We start from the raw sequence: 19,378 nt of genomic DNA on the forward strand, positions 1-19,378 counted from the left end.
TTAGCGGTATCCGGTTGGCGGAGCCGGCCATATAAATATGAAAAAGGTGATAGCTTATAAAAAATTTATGGAAGTTACTTTCTTTTGCCGGAACGGTGTTACTGGTCGGTTTCTTGTTATATGAACTCGAAATTTTTCATGCAATCAGAAACGGGAAGCTGGAGGAATTTACAGCTTATTATCGAAATAACGAGATTTATGCACTTATTTTAAGTTTAATTATCATGATTGTACAAAATAGCTTTACAATCATACCGTTAATTCTTGTCATTACCATTAATTACTATGCCTTTGGCTTTTTTTATGGATTTCTTTGGAGCTGGGTATCAAGTATTATTGCGGCAGTTGTTGTATTTATAGCTGTACGCTATTGGTTTCAGGATTTTGTCCAAAAAAAAGCGCATGGCGAAGCACTTAAGAAGATCGAGGATAAAGGTGGTCATTATGTGTTTTATGCACGGATATTTCCGCTTTTCCCTACAAGCATATTAAATATATTGGCTGCAGTAACAACTATCTCTCTTAAAGGGTTTGTAACAGGAACAGCTATCGGTAACTTTTTGTACTTTTTTGTTTTGTCTTTAATACCATACGGCTTTTTGTCAACCGATATTAATCCGATTTTAATCGTACTGATCATCGTAGTAATTACAGCCGGCCTTTATTTCGTGCAAAAGCAAAGGAAAAATAAAGTAAAAACTTCATCTAATCCAAAATAAGTAAAAGCTGCCGGAAAATTTTCAGGCAGCTTTTTACATTTTTGGTGAAAAAGTTGAAACTATATGAACAGTTAATCCGTATAACAATAAAAGGAGGCTGAAAATTATGTATATTGTTATCTTGTTAGTCATTATTCTGTCAGTTATATCTCTATTTACGAACAGCTCAAAGGCATCCAAGCGTTCCCGATCTTCTCATGCAAGCTATACGCCTTGGGACTTACCTAATAATGGTTTCCATGATGGAGGACATAGCTTTCATTCTTCCAATGATTGTGGTCCATCTTTCGGAGATGGTGGCAGCTGTGGCGGTGACGGCGGCGGAGGAAGCTCGTAATTTACGAAAAAGTCCAGTTTTTACTGGGCTTTTTTTGTTTTTATAAATCCTGTTATTAAATAAGGGGAGGAAAAAGGAACAGCAATAAAGAAGTGTAGTAAGATTACAATCTGTTAGCGGAAAGCAAGAAAAAACAGGCAGGGAAATACCAGAAAAAGCTAATATAAAATAAAAGGATGTGATGTAAGTGACATGGCTGGAAGGATTGCAAAAGGCGCTTGATTATATCGAGGATCATCTTGATGAAGAGCTTTCGACAGCAGCAATTGCTAAGCAGGCTTGTCTGTCTTCATTCCACTTTCAGCGGACGTTCTCTGTACTGACAGACACAACTGTCGGAGAGTATATCCGGAGAAGGCGGTTGTCTGCTGCCGGGCAGGAGTTGATGAATAAAGATTTAAGAGTGATTGATGCAGCAATCAAATATGGTTATGAGTCTCCTGAGGCATTTACGAAGGCTTTTCGCAAGCAGCACGGAATAACACCAAGCGCTATCCGCAGCGGAAAGGGGAAGCTTACGATTTACAATCCTTTTGCTATACAAATCGTTTTGAAGGGAGCAGAACCAATGAATGTAAAGATTGTCCATAAGGATGAGTTTCAAGCAATTGGGAAAAAGCAGTCCTATTCGTATAAAGAGGGAGAGAACCTGAAGGGAATTCCGCTTTTTTGGGAGGAAGCTAATCGTGATGGCACGATTGATTCCCTTGCAGAATGGAATGATGGTTGTGTTAAAGGGATACTGGGAATTTGTGCGGAGATTACTAGCTCAACTAAAGATATGGATTACTGGATTGCAGTAGCCACAACGAAAGACAAGGCAGAAGGATTTGAAACCATCACTATTCCACAATCAAAGTGGGCTGTGTTTGAGGTACATGGACCAATGCCTCATAGTATGCAAAACACGTGGAAGCAAATATATGCAGAGTGGTTCCCGAAAAGCGGCTATATCCAAACAAACTCGCCACAGCTTGAAGTGTATGGAGAAGGAAAGCCGGATAGTGAAGATTATTATTCAGAAATATGGATTCCAGTTGACAGATCATAAACTTTAGAGGAAAAGAAAGGAGAACAGATGTATTCATTATTCCAATATAATTGGCAAGTGCGAGATGAATGGCTGAAGTGGTGTGAAACCTTGCCGGAAGCAGAGCTCCTCCAGAAAAGAACGGGAGGAGTGCAAGGAATTCTCGTAACACTCGTTCATATTATCGATGTAGAATATAGCTGGATAGCAGCTCTTAGCGGCAAGAATGCAGATGAGTTTACGCTGGTTGACTATAACAGTCTTTTGAAGGTAAAGACATTATCGGATAGAATGAAGCAGGAGATAGAGGAGATACTGACAACACAGCTTGCTAAAGACCTGCATGAGCATATTAAAGTACCATGGAATAAGGAGACATTTACAAGAGGCGAAATTATTAACCATTGTATCGCCCACGAGATTCATCATATCGGCCAGTTGTCTGTGTGGGCCCGTGAAATAGGAATAGCGCCAGTTAATCCTAATTTTATCGGCAGAGGATTATTCTAAAATAAAAAGTTAAGTAAAAATTAAGACTCTTAACTCATAATGAACCTACATTATGAATTAGGAGAGAAAATAAATGAAAAAACTACAACATTTCGCCGTAATTGCCGCTATGCTATTATTGCTTGCACAATCAGTACTAGGAATCACATCTTACTTCAGCTCAGGATCTGTTCCAGATGGAGCACAGATGGGAGGACAAGCACCAAGTATGCAAATGAATGGAAGCAGTACCGACACGTCAAGTACTAATACAGCACAAAGCACAGATACAAGCACAACAGATACAGAAGCTTCTACTGACAGCACAACTTCTGGTTTTGATCCAAGTCAGGGAGGAAATATGCCTGCCATGAATGGCACAAATGGTCCTGGAGCAGCAGGTGAGAAGAATATCGGAGAATTAGTACTGAGTATTGCCGGAATAATCTTTTCTGTCGGCGGCTTAAGCATAACTGTGCTTGGGTGGAGAAAGCCGAAAAATATAGCACAAGCACCAATTGTCTAAACAAAAAAGCATTTCGTTCTATATACGAAATGCTTTTTTGTTATGGATTAATGGCGATAATACGGTGGATAGTAAGGATAATAATGGTAAAATGGGTTTGGACTCATATAGGCAGGAAACTGCTTATATGGATAGATAATAGTTGGATTACCTGCACTGAAGCCTGATGTTGGTGCCACAAAGCCAGTCAATGCTCCAGGCGTGTGTGCGGCTACGGGTGCAACATGTACACCTGCTACTACAGGTGCGCCCCCATGCAATCTTGTTGTACGATACACTGTCATTTTCCCCTCCTTTACCGATACTTTATGAAGGTGGTGGATAATGGGTGATAGGTTATCAGATAGAACTTATACTAAGGGAGGGGAAGCCGAATGAGCAATTTTGAAGAATATGAAAATCCTGAACGATACGACGCGGAAAATGAAGCATATAAACCAGAGCTGCCGCTATTATCGGAATATGCCAAGCTTGTCTGTGGTCCAATAACTGATCTTGCATGCGGAACAGGACGAACTGCCATTCCTCTGGCAGAATTAGGGTTTTCGGTGACAGGCATTGATATCCAAAAGAATATGCTAAACCGCGCCAAGGAGAAAGGCGCTCAGCGGAATGTATCAATTAATTGGCTGCATGCAGATTTAACGGACTTTAAACTAGCAGAAAAAAGCAAGCTTCTGTACATGGTCGGCAATTCCTTTCAGCATTTTTTGACAAATGAAGATCAGGATAACTTGCTCAAATGTGTCACAGCTTCCCTCCAAGAAGGAGGCTATTTCATCTTTGATACCAGATTTCCATGCAAAGAAGAATTGCTTCAGCCTGTTACAGAGGAATATTGGAAAACATATAAAGAACACAAAAGCGGTCTGTCCGTCCAGCTTTCTACCATCAGCCATTATGATGATGTAAGACAAATTCAGCATTATGTAACAATCCGTAAATTTATCAAGGAAAACGGGGAAGTGCAAAAAGAAAGCAGAACGAATATTAAGCTCCGCTATGTGTACCCGCAGGAGCTGAAACGACTGTTAGCTAGTCATCAGCTTGAAATGGTTGCTATATATGAGGATTGGAACAAAACCCCTTTAAAAAACGGCAGCCAGAACATGATTTGTATTTGCAGGAAATAACAAGAGGACAGCAACACTGCTGTCCGCCCCTTTTAAAAGTCAGGATTGTTTTGCTTAAAACCAGCCCAAACTTTCGCTGTTTGTTCATCATTTTCTTTAATGGTTGCATGAAGGCGATCAGCAGCTCCTCCGTAAGCAATTTCAGTTAAGCCCAATTCTAATCCTTCAAAAATTCCATTCGCAAAATCGTCAAGCGGAGCACCGAATGTATGAAGTCCCGCCCCTCCTAAATCTGTATTGACAGCTGGCGGCAGCACTTCGATTACTTCAACACCAGCGTCTTCGAATTGAAGGCGCAACGACTTTGTGAAGGACCGTAAACCTGCTTTTGTAGCACTGTATATCGGCACCCATACACCTGGAGTAAGAGACAGTCCAGAAGTGACATTCATGATTGCTGCATTGTCTTTTCTGATTAAATGGTCTGCAAGCAGCAGTGTCAAATGAATCGGAGCGTTTAAATTAGAAGTGATTTCTTTTTCATAATAGCTCCATGACTCTGCTGCATTTTTTAAATTTACTCGCTGCTGGATACCCGCATTGTTCACTAAAACATTCAAAGACGGGTATTCTGTAAGAACCCATTGAGCCAAATCAATCCGGGACTGCTCATCCGTCAAGTCGCAGGATTTCGTTATAAGTACTGGATACGCTTTTTTTGCTTCCTCTAATTTTGCTTCATTTCTGCCCACAATAATGACTGTATTGTCTCGTTTCAGAAAGCGCTCGGCAAAGGCAAGTCCTATACCTGAGCCTCCTCCTGTAAGCAGGATTGTATTACCAGTCAGCTTCATATCCCCCAGACTCCTTTTACAAAAAAATGTTTTCAAAATATACTATACAGCTTTTCCTATATACAGCAAAAATAATTGCTTAGAAGAACTTTTATTTGATCCGATGAATGATAGCGTCGCATGTTACAAGAATAATCGATTTTGTCACGATATCTTGTATTTCCCACAAGCCATTGCCGTGATCATAAAAAAAGTAATGAATTTTATGTTTGTATATTACTTTTTGCCCTAGTTGCATATCCATCACCTGATTCTAAAGAATGTAGTTACTACAAGCTTACTGCAAATATTGGCTATTTTTTAAGGGAGGAAATTACTAATTTGTGACAGTTATGTGACTGTTAATGCAAAAAATAGATGTTATTTAAATCTGCGTTTTAAAAATAAACTTTTTGGCAAAAATGGTCATGATGAATTATTCACAAAACAGACACATTTTTAATGTGAAGCGCTTTATAATTCTGTTAAGATAAAAAGGACTTATTACTATTCGCATAGTGTTTAGTTACCAGCACTTGTGAAAAAAAGAACAAAAGGAGTTAAAAGCATGATACATACGAAAAGAAAGCTAACGGCGTTTTTAGTCGCGTTTGCGGCAGTTTTCTTCATTGCACTTCCAGCGAGCGCACATGTTACCGTAAAACCTACTTCTTCTACAACAGAGGCATGGGAAACGTATACGGTTAAAATACCTGTTGAAAAGGATATTAATACAAATAAAGTTGCTATCAAGATTCCTGATACTGTAGATTTTAAAATGTATGAGCCTGTTGAGGGTTGGAATGTAACTACAGAGACTAATGATGATGATAAAGTAACTACTGTTACATGGGAGGCTGCAAATGATGATGCAGCGATTAAACCGGGCGAATACCGCCAATTCAGCTTTACTGCGCAAAATCCTGCTGAAGCAGGGGACGTTGCATGGGATGCATTCCAATACTATACAGATGGAAGCATCGTTGAATGGACTGGGGATGAGGATGCAGACCTACCGCACTCTGTGACAGAAATTGCTGCTTCAACAGCAACAACAGACAGCCACGGACACACACATGAAGATGAAGCTGAAACGGATGAAGCAGATGCAGGTGATGAGGACCAAGCTGGCTCTTCGACTAGCACAATCTTATCCATTGCTGCGATTGTTATATCAGTGATCGCCATTATCATGACATTTATGAGAAGAAAATAAGCCATCACTTAAAGGGAGCAGACAACTGCTCCCTTTTCTTTAGGTTACTCTTCTTTTACTTGAACAGGCAAAGGGGAGAGAGCCTGCGTTTTATCTACATGAATAAAGCTGTCGTAACGTTCGGAAATGCTGGAGGGCACATAGTTGCCGTATTTTTCATATTCAGGATGATACACGACACCAACTGCTCGATGTCCGACTCGTTCTTCAAAAAGATGCTTGTTTTCATCTGTGAAAATTAGGAATTTATCATGCGCACCTGCCCGATGCAGCAGCTCTTCCCAGCTGCCGCGCATTGCTTTTGGCAACGGCATGATTTCAAAGGGGGCTCCCCATTTTTCGGCAGCAATCACCGTTCCAGTATATGTCCCAAACCCGACTGAAAAGATGTTTTCCTTGCCAAATTTTTCACGAGTGATTTGACCGACATTTTCTAAGCCTTCTAACTCCATGGTTGTTGCCCGGGCATCACCAATATGGGTATTATGCTCCCAGATAATTCCTTTTGCTTCACTGCCATAAAATTTGCTGATGTTTGATAATGCTTCAACCATATGATGATCTCGGATATTCCATGATTCCTGGTCATCTGTAATCATTGTTTTATAATAGTTTTCGGCATTTTTGGAAACTAATGAATTGATTTCAAGACTTAGCTGCTCCTCTGAATGTGACTCACTGTGCTTGCGGATGGATTGCAGCACGTCAAGCACTTCCTGTCGGCAGCTTTCCCCTAAAAGAGCAGCTGACATTCCGTATGTTTGTGGTTTCCGATTATACGGCTCAAAGCATTCAATCGCTTTTAAAGCTTTATCAATATGTGGCGAATTTGTTTTTTGCAGATATTGAATAATGGCCTCCATAGATTCCCACAGACTGTAGACATCCAAGCCATAAAAACCTGCCATTTTGTCTGAATCTTGCTTGCTATTGTAGTTTTTGAGCCATTCAAGGAGTGGGATGATTTCTTGATTGGCCCACATCCAAGTCGGCCAGCGGTTAAAATGGCCTAGCACATCTTCTGCCCGATCGGCTGTTGAACGATTCTTAATATAACTATTAGCCTCAAAGCAAGAGGGCCAGTCTCCTTCAACAGCAACAAAAGAAAAACCGTGGTCTTCAATCAGTTTTTTCGTAATTTCAGCTCGAAGGGAATAAAACTCTGACGTGCCGTGTGTTGCTTCTCCAAGCAAGACATATTTTGCTTTTCCTGCTTCTTTAATTAGTGGGGCGAGATCATCAATAGTGTGAAAAGGTTTACTATGCTTTTGAATATTTTCAATCTGCTTGTTGATTTTTATCAGCATTTCTAACTCCTCCGTATAAGTAATGGTATAGAAATAGCTTGTTCTTTCCTATCAGATGTATGCAATAGGATAGAAACCGAAAATAAAAATAGAAAAAACGGAAAAAAACTGCAAAATTCGCGAAAAAATGAAAGGGTTTTCACTGCGTGAAAGAGAATAATACCATTGTTTGGCATTAAAAAGGGAGGGAGGATGTCCGTACAGATTTACAACGCTTTTCATTTTGAGAAAAGAGGGGATAACGATGAAAAGGAAAGGGAAAAAATTTTCGTTTAAAATTGCTTTACTTGTCCTTGTTGCTTGCTTCTCTACCACTAGCTCAGCGTCAGCCAGCTTTTGGAATTTAACAGGAGATTTGCAAATACATGATCCGTCTATCATAAAAGAAGGCAACACATGGTATACATTTGGAACTGGAAGCCCAAATGGCATTAGAGTGCTTCGTTCAGATAACGGCACAAACTGGTATCAAGCGCCGACGATTTTCCCGACTGCTCCAGCATGGTGGGCTAATTATGTGCCTAACTATGAGAAAAACCAATGGGCACCAGATATCAGCTACTATAATGGAAGATACTGGCTGTATTATTCTGTATCTTCCTTTGGTTCTAACACATCGTTAATCGGATTGCTTTCCACACCAAGTATCTCGTCCGGACAATGGCGCGATGATGGTCTTGTTATCCGTTCCACTTCGTCGAATAATTATAACGCAATCGACGGCGATCTTGTCATTGACAAAGATGGAAATCCATGGATGTCATTCGGATCATTTTGGAGTGGCATCAAGCTGACTCGTCTTGACAAGACAACGATGAAGCCGACAGGCAGTTTGTATTCCATTGCATCAAGGCCGAATAATAATGGTGCAGTTGAAGCGCCAAATATCGTTTACCGTAACGGTTATTACTATTTATTTGTATCCTTTGACAGCTGCTGTCAAGGTGTGAACAGCACATATAAAATGGCGGTTGGCCGTTCTACATCAATTACTGGACCTTATGTAGATAAGAATGGTGTCAATATGTTAAATGGTGGCGGTACAATTTTTGATACAGGCAATGACCGTTGGAAAGGGCCGGGTCATTCTGATATTTTGAACAATAACATCATTGTCCGTCATTCCTATGATGCACTGAACAATGGTATGCCGACAATGCTGATCAATGATTTGTATTGGGATTCAAGCGGTTGGCCAACCTATTAGCGATAATATAACAATATAAAAAGCAGCGGGTTTTGGACAATTGTTTGAAAACCGCTGCTTTTTATAGTATGTTTCCTATTATTGTTGTTGTTTTTAGAGTGAGCATAAAGTATTGACTTATAATTATTGATGTGAAATAATACTAACGAACGGTCGGTAGGTGATTTTGTGAAGGAGGAACAGCAATGAATCGACATTGGATAATGGTGCTTGCCGCAGGCTTAATGGAGGTTGTGTGGGTGTCCGGCTTAAAGCATGCCAACAGCGTAATAGAGTGGGCAGGCACTATTGCTGCAATTATCATCAGCTTTGTCGTGCTAATATATGCGACAAGATATCTGCCAGTAGGAACGGTATATGCTGTATTTACAGGCCTAGGCACAATGGGGACGGTCATTGCGGAAATGGTCTTTTTCGGTGAACCATTCCGCATCATAAAGCTCGTGCTTGTTGTTGTATTACTTGTAGGAGTCGTCGGCTTAAAGCTAGTCACAGACGAAAACAGCACAGAAGGGGAAGGATCATAATGGCTTGGTTAGCATTGGTTGGAGCAGGATTATTTGAAGTGTTCGGTGTCGTGAACATGAAAAGGGCAGCCATGAAAAAATGGGATGCAGTGGTTTTGCTGATTATCGGTTTTGCATGCAGCTTTTCTCTGCTATCATATGCTATGAACACTATTCCGATGGGAACTGCCTACGGTGTTTGGACAGGAATCGGCACAGTCGGTTCAGCACTGCTCGGCATGTTCCTATACGGAGAACCGCGCGAAGCAAAAAGGCTGTTATTCATCGGACTTATTTTAGCAGCGGCAATCGGCTTAAAGTTAATTGGCTAAAGGAGGAGTACGGTGAAAAAAGACGATTTAAAGGTAGCAGCCCTCAAGCATTTCACACAGTCTGGCTATGAAGGAGCTTCCCTTTCGAAAATTGCCGAAGAGGTCGGTATAAAAAAATCTTCCATTTATTCACACTTCAGCAGTAAGGACGCTTTGTTTCTTGAGGTACTTAGAGAGGCGAAAGCAGCTGAAATTGAGATGAAGCAAGCTTATTTCAGCGAGACGGAAAATAGTAGTCCGAAAACATTTTTATATAGCTATTTAGTAGCAGTTAAGCAAATGTTTGAAGAAAACCAAAGCTTGAAGTTTTGGCTGCGCATGAGCTTCTTTCCGCCAAGCCATCTATATGAAACGATTTTAGATGAGGTGCTTGAGGTAGAAGTACTCCAAGAAAACATGCTTGAGCAATCTTTCAGAAAATGGCTGGACGAAGATTTAATTACAGGACCTGACGCAAGGTCGTTGACTATTGCTTATACAGGTATTCTAATGAGTATTATGGTTGAGCTCGTTTATGATCACACAGAAAAAAAAGCAGAAGAAAAGCTCGAGGCTTGCTGGAAGATTTATTGGCAGGCATTGGACAAGAGAGAGGGAATCGCCTGAAAAAGCGACCCTCTCTTTTTATTTTACTGCAAGTGCTTCAACTGTTTCCATAAAGGCTTCCACATGAGCAGGTTTTGTTTGTCTGCCGAATGAAATGCGAATAAATTCTTTTGCACTTCCATCACATAGCCCCATTGCCTTCATTGTTTTGGAAGGAGCTTGTTGTCCTGTTTGACATGCGCTTCCTGTTGAAATCGCAAATCCCCTCCTGTTGCATTCAAGCATTGTCCATTGGCCTTCTAATCCATGAATCCTCATCCCAATAATCGACGGAAGCTGGTGTTCACACTGAAATACAGTTAATGAAATATTGTGTTTTGCCCGTTTTTGCACCATCTCTCTTAATCCTTGATAATGCGCCCTTTCTGCTGCTAATGTACGTACAGATTTTTGTGCGGCTGTCGTCATTGCAGCAATCCCGGCAATGTTCACCGTTCCTGCCCTAAAGCCCTTTTCATGAGTAGAGCCAGGAAGAAAGCCAGTCCATGGAATCAAGGGGGAGACATACGCTAAACCAATTCCCTTTGGTCCATAAAACTTATGGCTTGAAATCGACAAGGCATCCACTGTATTAGAAATGGAGCTTATATCTAATTTCCCAAAGCTTTGAACCATATCACTATGAAAATAGATATCTTTTTCTTTTAAGATTTTGCCGATTGCTGCGATCGGCTGAATTGCCCCAATCTCTGCATTAACATGCTGAATCGACACAAGCACTGTTTCCGGCTTAATAGCAGCTTGCAGCAAATCGGCATCAACCATCCCTTGAGGTGATAGTGGCAAATACGTAATCTCGTATCCTTGCTTTTCCAGCCATTTCATCGTTCCGTGAATAGAAGAATGTTCACTTTCTGTTGTAATAATATGATTGCCTGCCTTTTTTTTCACAGACAAAAGGGCATGGATTGCGAGAAAATTACTTTCTGTTCCGCCGCTTGTAAAGTATATGCCTACTCTTTCAACGCTAAGCAAGCGTGCCATTTCCTCCCGGCAGCTTTCCAATAAATCAGTTGCTTTTCCGCCGATAGAGTGGAGGCTGCTGCTGTTTCCAAAATAGTCGCTTGCTGCCTCGATATAGGTCTTGCCAGCATCTGCATCAAGGGGACATGTTGCTGCATAATCCAAGTAAATCATTTCCTCACCCTTCCAAGACTTTTCTAAAAAAAACTCTTGTCAATAGTGTAAATCTATGTAAATATATGTGTCAAGACACCTGTTGAAACAGGAGGGTTAAAGATGAGGGTAAATGTATTAATAATTGGCAGTGGAATGGCTAGCTTACAGCTGGCACGGAAGCTTTCTCCACATTTAAATGTGATGATTCTCACAAAAGGCACCATTTTCAGCAGCAATTCTTACTTAGCGCAAGGTGGAATTGCCGCAAGCATAAGTGCTGACGATAGTTTTCAGCTGCACTCCCTTGACACCTTGGAAGCAGGCAGATTCCACAACCATGCCGATGCTGTCAAAAAGGTAACCAGCGCGGCACCAATTCTTCTCCATGATTTGGCGGCAGCGGGCTGTCAATTTGATCAAGATGTCACAGGGAGCTGGAATCTCGGCATGGAAGGAGCTCATTCGAAAAAACGAATTGTCCATAGCGGAGGAGATGAGACAGGGAAAAAGGTAATGGAGTTCCTCGCAGCAACGATGCAGCCGCATGTAAAGGTGACGGAAAACGTGTTAGTTCATGAGCTGATTCTGTCAGAATGCGGCAGCTGCATCGGTGCAAAAGGCATTCTGGATGATGGTACAGAGAAAAGCTTTTATGCAGACCAGACAATTATTGCCACGGGAGGCTGCGGCCAGGTTTATGAATATACCTCAAATGCCCAAACTATTACAGGCGACGGCATAGCGCTCGCTTATTTGGCAGGAGCGAATATCGCAGACATGGAGTTTATTCAATTCCATCCGACCTTGCTGTATTTGAATGGCAAAACCGCAGGGCTTGTCTCTGAAGCGGTCAGAGGAGAAGGTGCAGTGCTTGTAAATGAAAAGGGAGTTCGGATTATGGAGGGAGTCCATCCTTTAGGCGACTTAGCTCCAAGACATATCGTTTCACAGGAGATTTATCGATACTTACAAGCAGGGAAATCTGTTTATTTAGATATTTCGACTGTACCAAACTTTACAGCCCGTTTCCCCGCCATCTCCTCTTTATGTCAGCAGCATGGCGTTGATTTGCGACGAAACAGAATTCCGGTTGCTCCAGGCTGCCATTTCCTAATGGGCGGAATTGAAACAGATTTAGGGGGCAGAACATCGATTAACGGCCTTTATGCAATTGGCGAAGCAGCCTGCACTGGCTTGCACGGTGCTAACCGTTTAGCCAGCAATTCTTTGCTTGAAGGACTGTATATGGGCAGCGAGCTGGCGAACCGGCTGAATGAACAGCCCTGTATAACTTCTGCCTGGAAGGAAGCGGCTTCCCGCCAGCACTATGTGACTAAGCTTCCCAGCAGAAAGGAACTGCAAAAAAGAACGATGGAAGCAGTCGGGATTGTGAGGACAGAGCAAAAACTGCAAGACCATTTATTTTGGTTAGAGTCTTTGCTGCGCGGGGAAAAAGGAGAAGAGCATACAACCAATTACACCAAGGAAGAGTATGAGACATACTTCATGGTGCTGACAGCACAGTTAATCACAAAGGCATCTTTGCAAAGGACAGAAAGCAGAGGCGGTCACTATCGCAGTGATTATCCACAAGAATCAGACAGCTGGAGAAAGAAAACAATCATTTTAAATCGATACGAAGAAAAGGGTGTGGCAAATGAATCAGCTAAAATTGCGACAGCAACTTGAACAATTTTTTATGGAGGATATTGGCGATCGGGACTTAACAACAGACATCATTTTTCCAAAGAAACAAACAGGAGAAATTATATTCCTGTCCAAAGCAAGTGGCATTTTTTGCGGAACAGACATAATTGAACAAGGTTTTCTTATTCTTGATAACTCAATCAAGATCCAACTGCATGTAGAAGACGGTCAAAAACTGGAGCCTGGTCAGCCAATTGCAACCGTTAGTGGCGCTGTTGTCCATTTGCTGAAAGGAGAGCGAGTTATTCTTAATCTGATTCAGAGAATGAGCGGTATAGCTACCATTACAAACAAGGCAGTTGAAGCACTTAACAGCGGCTATACAAAAATATGCGATACAAGAAAAACGACACCAGGCCTAAGAATGCTTGAAAAATACGCCGTCACAGTCGGGGGCGGATTTAATCACCGGTTTGGTTTATACGATGCCGTCATGATAAAGGATAACCATATTGCTTTTGCTGGCAGTATTACGGAGGCCGTTCGGGCAGTCAAAAATTCTATTGGCCATATGGTTAAGGTGGAAGTAGAGACAGAATCTTTTGCACAAATGACAGAGGCACTTGCAGCAGGAGCAGATGTAATCATGTTTGACAACCGCACACCTGCTGAAATAGCAGATTGGATTACACATGTTCCGGAAACAGTGACAACAGAAGCGTCTGGCGGCATAACATTAGCCAATTTAGCTTCCTATAAAGATTGTGGTGTTGATTATATTTCACTAGGCTTTTTAACACATTCTGCACAAGCACTAGATATTAGCGTCCAAGTAAAACTGGACTAGAGAAGAAATAGGAGGGGGAGATAGCTTATGAACTTACTAGAGAGCCTTCAGGCAAACAAAAGACAAATACCAGAACATTATTTAACCATGAACGTTACAGAACTGGAAGAAAGAGCCTGGGCTGTAAAACGGAAGCTTGGTGACCGATTGTTTGTTCCAGGACATCATTATCAGAAAGATGAGGTTATCCAGTTTTCCGACGCAACAGGAGACAGTCTCCAACTAGCTCAAGTGGCTGCCGCAAACCGAAAGGCTGAATTTATCGTCTTTTGCGGTGTCCACTTTATGGCAGAAACAGCCGATATTTTGACAACGAATGAGCAAAAGGTGTATTTGCCTGACATGAGAGCAGGCTGCTCAATGGCTGATATGGCAGACATCCATCAAACAAATCGGGCGTGGGAGGCGCTACAGGCCCAATTTGGCGATACGATTATCCCATTAACATACGTCAATTCAACAGCCGCCATTAAAGCATTTGTCGGAGAACACGGCGGTGCGACAGTAACCTCCTCCAATGCCGAAAAGATGGTAGAGTGGGCTCTAACCCAAAAGGAAAGGCTCTTGTTTTTGCCAGACCAGCATTTAGGCAGAAACACAGCATATAAGCTCGGCATCCCCCTTGATAGCATGGCTGTTTGGGACCCGATTCAAAGCAGCTTACAATATGAGGGCGACATAGAAAAAGTAAAGGTAATCCTGTGGAAAGGGCATTGCTCTGTGCATGAAAACTTCACGACAAAAAATATCGAGCAAGTAAGAAAACAGCATCCTGACATGAAAATAATTGTTCATCCAGAATGCAGCCGTGAAGTCGTTGCCCTTTCCGATATGGCAGGCTCAACCAATTACATTATCACCGAAATAGAAAAAGCGGCACCAGGCAGCTCCTTTGCGGTTGGCACAGAAATGAACCTAGTGAACAGAATCATGCACCAACATCCTGACAAGCATATTATCAGCTTAAATCCATATATGTGCGCATGCCTGACCATGAATCGTATTGACTTGCCGCATTTTGTGTGGTGTCTTGAGTCAGTTGAGGACGGATTTGAGAGCAATCGTATTGTTGTGGAAGAAGGGGTTGCAAAACTGGCAAAGCTAGCATTAGACAGAATGCTGAAAATCTAAAAATATCATTCTTCCTAACTGTTTTCCTTCATGCGCGAGGAAAACAGTTTTTTATTTAAAATGTCACAATTTAATGACTTTTCTTTAACCTCCCTATAAAATGGTAATGATGGAATTCTATACAAAACTATCGTTTTAAGAGTTGGAATTGTTTAATAGAAAGGGAGTAGTGGATTGGCGAGTATGAATAAAAAGCAGGCAGAGATCACTTTCCTATATCAAGAGCTTGAAATAATTGCAAGAATGGTGGCGGATGAGGAAGCGGAAGCTGCCTTTTTAATAGAAGAAACAAAAAAGGAAGCAAGAAACGCTCTTTTTCCCATCACGTCTGAACTAACACTGCTAAAACTGTTCTGCAAACAATTAGAAAATACACCATATAAACAGAAAGACCATGATAGGGAATATAGAAAAAACAAGCCTTTGTCCCTGAGTTTGCAGAAAGTGGACAAACCAGCAAGATTGCTGCTCGTGCTGTATTATTATAAAGGTTTTAATATCCGGCAACTTGCGAAAATTATGGGTTGCTCTGAAAAAGAAGGGAAGCAGCAACTAATGACTGTGCTGCCAATTTGGAAGTCTTCTTCGTTTGCAATTGAAAATTCTCAAAATTTGCAGCAACAGTGGCGAAATGAATGGAGAGATATAGAGATATCCTCTTTAAATAATGACGAACAAAAGCATGCTTTCAAGAAAAAACGGCTGCTGTCAGTGGCTGCTGTGCTTTTGTTTCTGTTTCTTGGTGGTACAGTTAATGAGACGCTTAAAGCGGAAGCAGAGGTTAAGCCTGGTCTCGATTTAATGAAGTTATATAACGAGTCAAGCAGAATAACAGAAATAGAAAATGAAATTGCTGAGATAATTAGTGAAGCTGGTTATGAAAATGTGAGTTTTTACATAGATAGTCAGGTCGAATATGCTTATTTGGACATAGAAGGGAAAGAAAACGAAGCGAAGCAAAAGGATATTATCACAATGGTTGAAAATGAAATGAAAGAAAGAAACCTTTCCTATTATTTAGAACCACAATTTTACGTAATGGAGGAAGCGGACATAGAGGAGGTTGACGCAGAGGCAGACGAAGAAACAGACATTTCATCTGAAATAACGGACAAGCTATTAAATAAAATCGATGTAGAAATGGGGGGCTATGGTTCTTGGGTCTTTTGGACAGCTGACGCCTGGTATATCCATATTCCGACGGAACTAGAAGCAGACAAAAAACAAAAAGTTAAAAATATTGCTGAAACTGTGCTGGAGGAGTACGAAGATAAGCGGAAACTAATTTTCGAAGAATACAGCTATAAGGAACAAGAAAAACAAGGCCGCTGGAATAATGTCGGATACTTTATAAACACAGCTTTTCTTATGGAAGAAGAATACTTATTCCAAAATATCAACATATATTCTACTGGCGGAATAATGAAAATAGAAATAAATCTGCAATTGACTAATGCTGACAAGGACAGAGAGAAAATTGCCCGAGAAGTAAAAAGAAGTATTGCTATATTTTTGGAAAACAAAAAAATAAAAGAAGTCACTGGTGATGACCCTTATAAAATTGTTATTCTTGGAACAAATAATAAAGAAATTATCACAGATTAAGCCTCAAATCTTGGTATATTTCCGCAAAACCCAGGCAATAATGGTTAGATGTTAAACTATGGCAAGCATTTATGGTACAATAAACAAAGTCAAGATTACTTGTGCTAAAAAGTTAAAAAAGGCAGTTGAATGGTTTGACAGATAAGGAAAAAATAATCGTATTAATTGGTCCAACAGCTGTTGGGAAAACGAACTTAAGCATTGAATTGGCTAAAAGATTCAATGGAGAAATCATCAGCGGCGATTCGATGCAAATCTATAAAGGAATGGATATCGGAACAGCCAAGATTACAGAGGAAGAAATGGAAGGTATTCCTCACCATCTGATTGATATTGTCAATCCAGATGAAGCCTTTTCTGTAGCTGAGTTTCAAACACTAGTCCGCAGCAAGATTGAGGAAATTAAAAGCCGCGGAAAGCTTCCCTTTATTGTCGGCGGCACAGGCCTATATATTCAATCGGTGCTGTATGACTATCAATTTCAAGAAGCGCCTACAGATTTAGACTATCGGAAATCATTAGAAGCACTTGCCGAACAAAAAGGCACTTTAGAGGTACATAATATGCTCGAACAGGTCGATCCGGCAACAGCAGCAAGCATCCATCATCATAATGTCCGCAGGGTCATTAGAGCGCTGGAAGTTTATCATGTTACAGGCAAACCTGTCTCAGAGCTTCAAGAAAACCAAAGCCCGGAAATGCTTTATGATGCAGCCATTATTGGCTTAACGATGGACAGAGAGCTCCTATACGAAAGAATTAACAGCCGTGTTGATAAAATGATGGCTGAAGGGCTGCTCGCTGAGGTGAAGCATTTTTATGATGCAGGCCTTAAAGATTGCCAATCCATCCAAGCGATCGGGTATAAGGAAATATATAAGTACTTAGAAGATAGATCAACATTGGAAGATGCAATCGCTGAATTAAAGCAAAATTCGCGAAGATATGCCAAAAGGCAATTGACTTGGTTTCGCAATAAAATGAGTGTAAAATGGTTTGATATGACAGATAGTGTCATTTCAAATGACATTTCTAAAAAAATAATGGAAATTTCGCACTATGTAGAAGGAATGCTAAAAAAATAAGCGAATACATAATAACAGAGAGAAAAGAGGAGGATTTTCATGAAGCAATCAGTAAATATCCAAGATCAATTTTTAAATCAATTACGTAAAGATGGTACTAGTGTAACAGTGTTCTTACTAAACGGTTTTCAAATTCGCGGACTTATAAAAGGCTTCGACAACTTCACTGTTTTATTTGAATCTGAAGGAAAGCAACAGTTAGTATACAAGCATGCTATTTCAACTTTTGCACCGCAAAAGAACGTCCAGATTGATCTGGAAGGCACACAAGCATAAGAAAATTCCAGGCGTAAAGCCTGGAATTTTTTTTAAAAAAGCTTGCAGTAATTGTCTTCGCTGTCTCATTTGTGTAAATAGGAGTCTCACTATCCCTTCCCTTCACTCGTCTTTTTCCCCTTAACTTTAGTAAATATCTAAAATTTCACTAATGAATGAGTCAACTCATGAATATATATTACTTATGGAGTAAAAGAAACAGGCGAACATGCCTTATGCCAATTAGGCATATCCACGTTAGGAGGTGTGGCTTTTGGAGCATCCGATCCGGATGAAGAATAATGGACAGATAAGTGTTGTGATCAATTCGCAGAAAAAGAAGGTTCTTCCAAAGGAATTGCCAGAAGCTGAATCGATACCGAAAAAAATGACTAGTGAGCATAGCGCACTTAAGGAAATAGAAGAAGAGTTAAGCAGTCTTGTCGGCATGGACGAAATGAAAAAAATGATTAAAGAAATATATGCCTGGATTTATGTAAATAAAAAAAGAGAGGAGCATGGTCTGAAGGCAGGCAAGCAAGCTCTTCATATGATGTTCAAAGGAAACCCCGGCACCGGCAAAACGACAGTCGCCCGCTTGATTGGCAAGTTGTTTCAAAAAATGAATGTTCTGTCTAAGGGACATTTAATTGAAGCAGAACGAGCCGATCTTGTCGGAGAATACATTGGTCATACCGCCCAAAAAACAAGAGATCTTGTAAAAAAGGCCCTTGGCGGCATCTTGTTTATTGATGAAGCGTACTCCTTAGGCAGGGGTGGGGAAAAAGATTTTGGCAAGGAAGCAATCGATACACTTGTTAAGCATATGGAAGATAAACAGCATGACTTTATTTTAATTCTGGCAGGATACTCACGGGAAATGGACTTCTTTTTATCATTGAACCCGGGACTTCACTCTCGTTTTCCTTTAGTCATTGATTTCCCAGATTACTCGACAGACCAGCTGATGGAAATCGGCAAAAGAATGCTGGTTGAGCGGGAGTATACATTGAGCCATGAAGCAGAAAAATCATTGAAAACACACTTGACCTATGTACGAACTGTGCAAAATGGACGGAGCTTCTCAAACGGCAGGTATATCCGCAATGTTTTAGAAAAGTCTATCCGTGCTCAAAGCATGCGCTTGCTTATGCAGGGCAACTATGACAAGCATGAGCTTATGACATTGAGAAGCAATGATCTTATTTACGAAGGAGCAGCCATTCAAAAAGAAGAGATGCCCTTCATGAATAACGGCTTCTAAACAAGGCTAAAAACAGGAACAGGAAACTTAATGTTCCTGTTTTTCTTATATATATTCGTATTTTTATGTCTGTTTTAATAGGAATAGTTAGGCTGTGAAAAAATGCTGTTTTTCTGACAAGTAATATGCTACTGTAAAGGAATGCGAGTGGCGAAGCGTGTTTATTAAAGGAGAAATAATCGCATACTACTAGTTGCAGGAACAGGAAAGTAAGCGTTATTTTTGCTATAATAATCTTAAAAGG

At 40.8% G+C, this 19,378-nt stretch carries 23 protein-coding genes; 18 read left to right on the top strand and 5 right to left on the bottom strand.

Annotated features, from left to right (window positions below):
- Positions 1–95: 95 nt before the first annotated feature.
- The 5 genes from ACLIJJ_RS11950 (at position 96) to ACLIJJ_RS11970 (ending at position 3,101) form a co-directional block, all read left to right on the top strand.
- On the top strand, positions 96–719 hold the full coding sequence (locus ACLIJJ_RS11950) for a TVP38/TMEM64 family protein (RefSeq protein ID WP_233314185.1): 624 nt from the start codon (positions 96–98) through the stop codon (positions 717–719).
- A 106-nt stretch (positions 720–825) separates the two neighbouring features.
- Positions 826–1,056, top strand: coding sequence for a hypothetical protein (locus ACLIJJ_RS11955; protein ID WP_233314184.1), 231 nt, complete (start codon positions 826–828; stop codon positions 1,054–1,056).
- A 187-nt stretch (positions 1,057–1,243) separates the two neighbouring features.
- Positions 1,244–2,107, top strand: coding sequence for an effector binding domain-containing protein (locus ACLIJJ_RS11960; protein WP_411410931.1), 864 nt, complete (start codon positions 1,244–1,246; stop codon positions 2,105–2,107).
- A 27-nt stretch (positions 2,108–2,134) separates the two neighbouring features.
- Positions 2,135–2,596 (top strand): DinB family protein, encoded by a 462-nt coding sequence (locus tag ACLIJJ_RS11965; protein ID WP_411410932.1) that lies wholly within the window; start codon positions 2,135–2,137, stop codon positions 2,594–2,596.
- A gap of 73 nt (positions 2,597–2,669) precedes the next feature.
- Positions 2,670–3,101 carry a hypothetical protein gene (locus tag ACLIJJ_RS11970; protein ID WP_411410933.1) on the top strand — a complete coding sequence of 144 codons (432 nt, stop codon included), beginning with the start codon at positions 2,670–2,672 and terminating at the stop codon, positions 3,099–3,101.
- A 47-nt stretch (positions 3,102–3,148) separates the two neighbouring features.
- On the opposite strand, the gene ACLIJJ_RS11975 is transcribed toward ACLIJJ_RS11970, so the two are convergent.
- Positions 3,149–3,385, bottom strand: coding sequence for a hypothetical protein (locus tag ACLIJJ_RS11975; RefSeq protein ID WP_411410934.1), 237 nt, complete (start codon positions 3,383–3,385; stop codon positions 3,149–3,151).
- 90 nt (positions 3,386–3,475) lie between these two features.
- Between ACLIJJ_RS11975 and ACLIJJ_RS11980 the strand changes: the two genes are divergently transcribed.
- Complete coding sequence (locus ACLIJJ_RS11980; protein WP_411228589.1) at positions 3,476–4,234, top strand: class I SAM-dependent DNA methyltransferase; 759 nt, start codon at positions 3,476–3,478, stop codon at positions 4,232–4,234.
- A gap of 32 nt (positions 4,235–4,266) precedes the next feature.
- Here ACLIJJ_RS11980 and ACLIJJ_RS11985 read toward each other — a convergent pair whose 3' ends face one another.
- Together ACLIJJ_RS11985 and ACLIJJ_RS11990 are read right to left on the bottom strand one after the other, a co-directional pair.
- Positions 4,267–5,028 (bottom strand): SDR family oxidoreductase, encoded by a 762-nt coding sequence (locus ACLIJJ_RS11985; protein ID WP_411410935.1) that lies wholly within the window; start codon positions 5,026–5,028, stop codon positions 4,267–4,269.
- Between the two features lie 91 nt (positions 5,029–5,119).
- Positions 5,120–5,272, bottom strand: coding sequence for a hypothetical protein (locus ACLIJJ_RS11990; RefSeq protein ID WP_411410936.1), 153 nt, complete (start codon positions 5,270–5,272; stop codon positions 5,120–5,122).
- A 303-nt stretch (positions 5,273–5,575) separates the two neighbouring features.
- Between ACLIJJ_RS11990 and ACLIJJ_RS11995 the strand changes: the two genes are divergently transcribed.
- Positions 5,576–6,223 (top strand): YcnI family copper-binding membrane protein, encoded by a 648-nt coding sequence (locus tag ACLIJJ_RS11995; protein WP_251647119.1) that lies wholly within the window; start codon positions 5,576–5,578, stop codon positions 6,221–6,223.
- A 44-nt stretch (positions 6,224–6,267) separates the two neighbouring features.
- Here the strand turns inward: ACLIJJ_RS11995 and ACLIJJ_RS12000 are convergent, their stop codons facing one another.
- Positions 6,268–7,527, bottom strand: coding sequence for an erythromycin esterase family protein (locus ACLIJJ_RS12000; RefSeq protein ID WP_411411064.1), 1,260 nt, complete (start codon positions 7,525–7,527; stop codon positions 6,268–6,270).
- Positions 7,528–7,774: 247 nt separating this feature from the next.
- Between ACLIJJ_RS12000 and abnA the strand changes: the two genes are divergently transcribed.
- The 4 genes from abnA to ACLIJJ_RS12020 all read left to right on the top strand — a co-directional run bounded on the left by abnA (position 7,775) and on the right by ACLIJJ_RS12020 (position 10,181).
- Positions 7,775–8,737 carry an arabinan endo-1,5-alpha-L-arabinosidase AbnA gene (gene abnA / locus ACLIJJ_RS12005; protein WP_411410937.1) on the top strand — a complete coding sequence of 321 codons (963 nt, stop codon included), beginning with the start codon at positions 7,775–7,777 and terminating at the stop codon, positions 8,735–8,737.
- Positions 8,738–8,922: 185 nt separating this feature from the next.
- Positions 8,923–9,264 (top strand): DMT family transporter, encoded by a 342-nt coding sequence (locus ACLIJJ_RS12010; RefSeq protein ID WP_233314175.1) that lies wholly within the window; start codon positions 8,923–8,925, stop codon positions 9,262–9,264.
- Positions 9,264–9,575, top strand: coding sequence for a DMT family transporter (locus tag ACLIJJ_RS12015; protein WP_245399861.1), 312 nt, complete (start codon positions 9,264–9,266; stop codon positions 9,573–9,575). Before ACLIJJ_RS12010 ends, ACLIJJ_RS12015 begins: the two co-directional genes overlap by 1 nt.
- A gap of 12 nt (positions 9,576–9,587) precedes the next feature.
- Entirely contained in the window at positions 9,588–10,181 is a 594-nt protein-coding gene (locus ACLIJJ_RS12020) for a TetR/AcrR family transcriptional regulator (protein WP_237941273.1), read from the top strand.
- Between the two features lie 18 nt (positions 10,182–10,199).
- Here the strand turns inward: ACLIJJ_RS12020 and ACLIJJ_RS12025 are convergent, their stop codons facing one another.
- Positions 10,200–11,318 carry an IscS subfamily cysteine desulfurase gene (locus tag ACLIJJ_RS12025; RefSeq protein WP_411410938.1) on the bottom strand — a complete coding sequence of 373 codons (1,119 nt, stop codon included), beginning with the start codon at positions 11,316–11,318 and terminating at the stop codon, positions 10,200–10,202.
- Positions 11,319–11,420: 102 nt separating this feature from the next.
- On the opposite strand from ACLIJJ_RS12025, the gene nadB reads away from it, so the two are divergent.
- From nadB to spoVK, 7 genes are all read left to right on the top strand, one after another.
- Positions 11,421–12,989 (top strand): L-aspartate oxidase, encoded by a 1,569-nt coding sequence (nadB, locus tag ACLIJJ_RS12030; protein WP_411410939.1) that lies wholly within the window; start codon positions 11,421–11,423, stop codon positions 12,987–12,989.
- Positions 12,958–13,794, top strand: coding sequence for a carboxylating nicotinate-nucleotide diphosphorylase (gene nadC / locus ACLIJJ_RS12035; protein ID WP_251647114.1), 837 nt, complete (start codon positions 12,958–12,960; stop codon positions 13,792–13,794). Before nadB ends, nadC begins: the two co-directional genes overlap by 32 nt.
- Positions 13,795–13,821: 27 nt before the next feature.
- Positions 13,822–14,925, top strand: coding sequence for a quinolinate synthase NadA (gene nadA, locus ACLIJJ_RS12040; RefSeq protein ID WP_233314170.1), 1,104 nt, complete (start codon positions 13,822–13,824; stop codon positions 14,923–14,925).
- Positions 14,926–15,108: 183 nt separating this feature from the next.
- Positions 15,109–16,530 (top strand): hypothetical protein, encoded by a 1,422-nt coding sequence (locus tag ACLIJJ_RS12045; RefSeq protein ID WP_237941276.1) that lies wholly within the window; start codon positions 15,109–15,111, stop codon positions 16,528–16,530.
- A 134-nt stretch (positions 16,531–16,664) separates the two neighbouring features.
- A complete protein-coding gene (gene miaA / locus ACLIJJ_RS12050) occupies positions 16,665–17,615 on the top strand; it encodes a tRNA (adenosine(37)-N6)-dimethylallyltransferase MiaA (protein ID WP_233314168.1) in 951 nt (316 codons plus the stop codon).
- Positions 17,616–17,654: 39 nt separating this feature from the next.
- The gene (hfq, locus tag ACLIJJ_RS12055) at positions 17,655–17,891 is read left to right on the top strand and encodes an RNA chaperone Hfq (RefSeq protein WP_127742850.1); all 237 of its coding nucleotides are present in this window, start codon (positions 17,655–17,657) and stop codon (positions 17,889–17,891) included.
- Between the two features lie 253 nt (positions 17,892–18,144).
- On the top strand, positions 18,145–19,134 hold the full coding sequence (spoVK, locus tag ACLIJJ_RS12060) for a stage V sporulation protein K (protein WP_233314167.1): 990 nt from the start codon (positions 18,145–18,147) through the stop codon (positions 19,132–19,134).
- The last annotated feature ends 244 nt before the right edge of the window (positions 19,135–19,378 follow it).

The organism is Niallia laureatilytica, assembly GCF_046613985.1.
Classification (GTDB): domain Bacteria; phylum Bacillota; class Bacilli; order Bacillales; family Cytobacillaceae; genus Niallia.

Coding starts and splice junctions, on each gene's coding strand:
- ACLIJJ_RS11985 (WP_411410935.1), bottom strand. CDS start 5,028: ATGAAGCTGACTGGTAATACAATCCTGCTTACAGGAGGAGGCTCAGGT.
- nadB (WP_411410939.1), top strand. CDS start 11,421: ATGAGGGTAAATGTATTAATAATTGGCAGTGGAATGGCTAGCTTACAG.
- nadA (WP_233314170.1), top strand. CDS start 13,822: ATGAACTTACTAGAGAGCCTTCAGGCAAACAAAAGACAAATACCAGAA.
- ACLIJJ_RS11970 (WP_411410933.1), top strand. CDS start 2,670: ATGAAAAAACTACAACATTTCGCCGTAATTGCCGCTATGCTATTATTG.
- ACLIJJ_RS12015 (WP_245399861.1), top strand. CDS start 9,264: ATGGCTTGGTTAGCATTGGTTGGAGCAGGATTATTTGAAGTGTTCGGT.
- ACLIJJ_RS12045 (WP_237941276.1), top strand. CDS start 15,109: ATGAATAAAAAGCAGGCAGAGATCACTTTCCTATATCAAGAGCTTGAA.
- ACLIJJ_RS11955 (WP_233314184.1), top strand. CDS start 826: ATGTATATTGTTATCTTGTTAGTCATTATTCTGTCAGTTATATCTCTA.
- hfq (WP_127742850.1), top strand. CDS start 17,655: ATGAAGCAATCAGTAAATATCCAAGATCAATTTTTAAATCAATTACGT.
- nadC (WP_251647114.1), top strand. CDS start 12,958: ATGAATCAGCTAAAATTGCGACAGCAACTTGAACAATTTTTTATGGAG.
- ACLIJJ_RS11975 (WP_411410934.1), bottom strand. CDS start 3,385: ATGACAGTGTATCGTACAACAAGATTGCATGGGGGCGCACCTGTAGTA.
- abnA (WP_411410937.1), top strand. CDS start 7,775: ATGAAAAGGAAAGGGAAAAAATTTTCGTTTAAAATTGCTTTACTTGTC.
- ACLIJJ_RS11990 (WP_411410936.1), bottom strand. CDS start 5,272: ATGGATATGCAACTAGGGCAAAAAGTAATATACAAACATAAAATTCAT.
- ACLIJJ_RS12010 (WP_233314175.1), top strand. CDS start 8,923: ATGAATCGACATTGGATAATGGTGCTTGCCGCAGGCTTAATGGAGGTT.
- ACLIJJ_RS11965 (WP_411410932.1), top strand. CDS start 2,135: ATGTATTCATTATTCCAATATAATTGGCAAGTGCGAGATGAATGGCTG.
- ACLIJJ_RS12025 (WP_411410938.1), bottom strand. CDS start 11,318: ATGATTTACTTGGATTATGCAGCAACATGTCCCCTTGATGCAGATGCT.
- ACLIJJ_RS11995 (WP_251647119.1), top strand. CDS start 5,576: ATGATACATACGAAAAGAAAGCTAACGGCGTTTTTAGTCGCGTTTGCG.
- ACLIJJ_RS11980 (WP_411228589.1), top strand. CDS start 3,476: ATGAGCAATTTTGAAGAATATGAAAATCCTGAACGATACGACGCGGAA.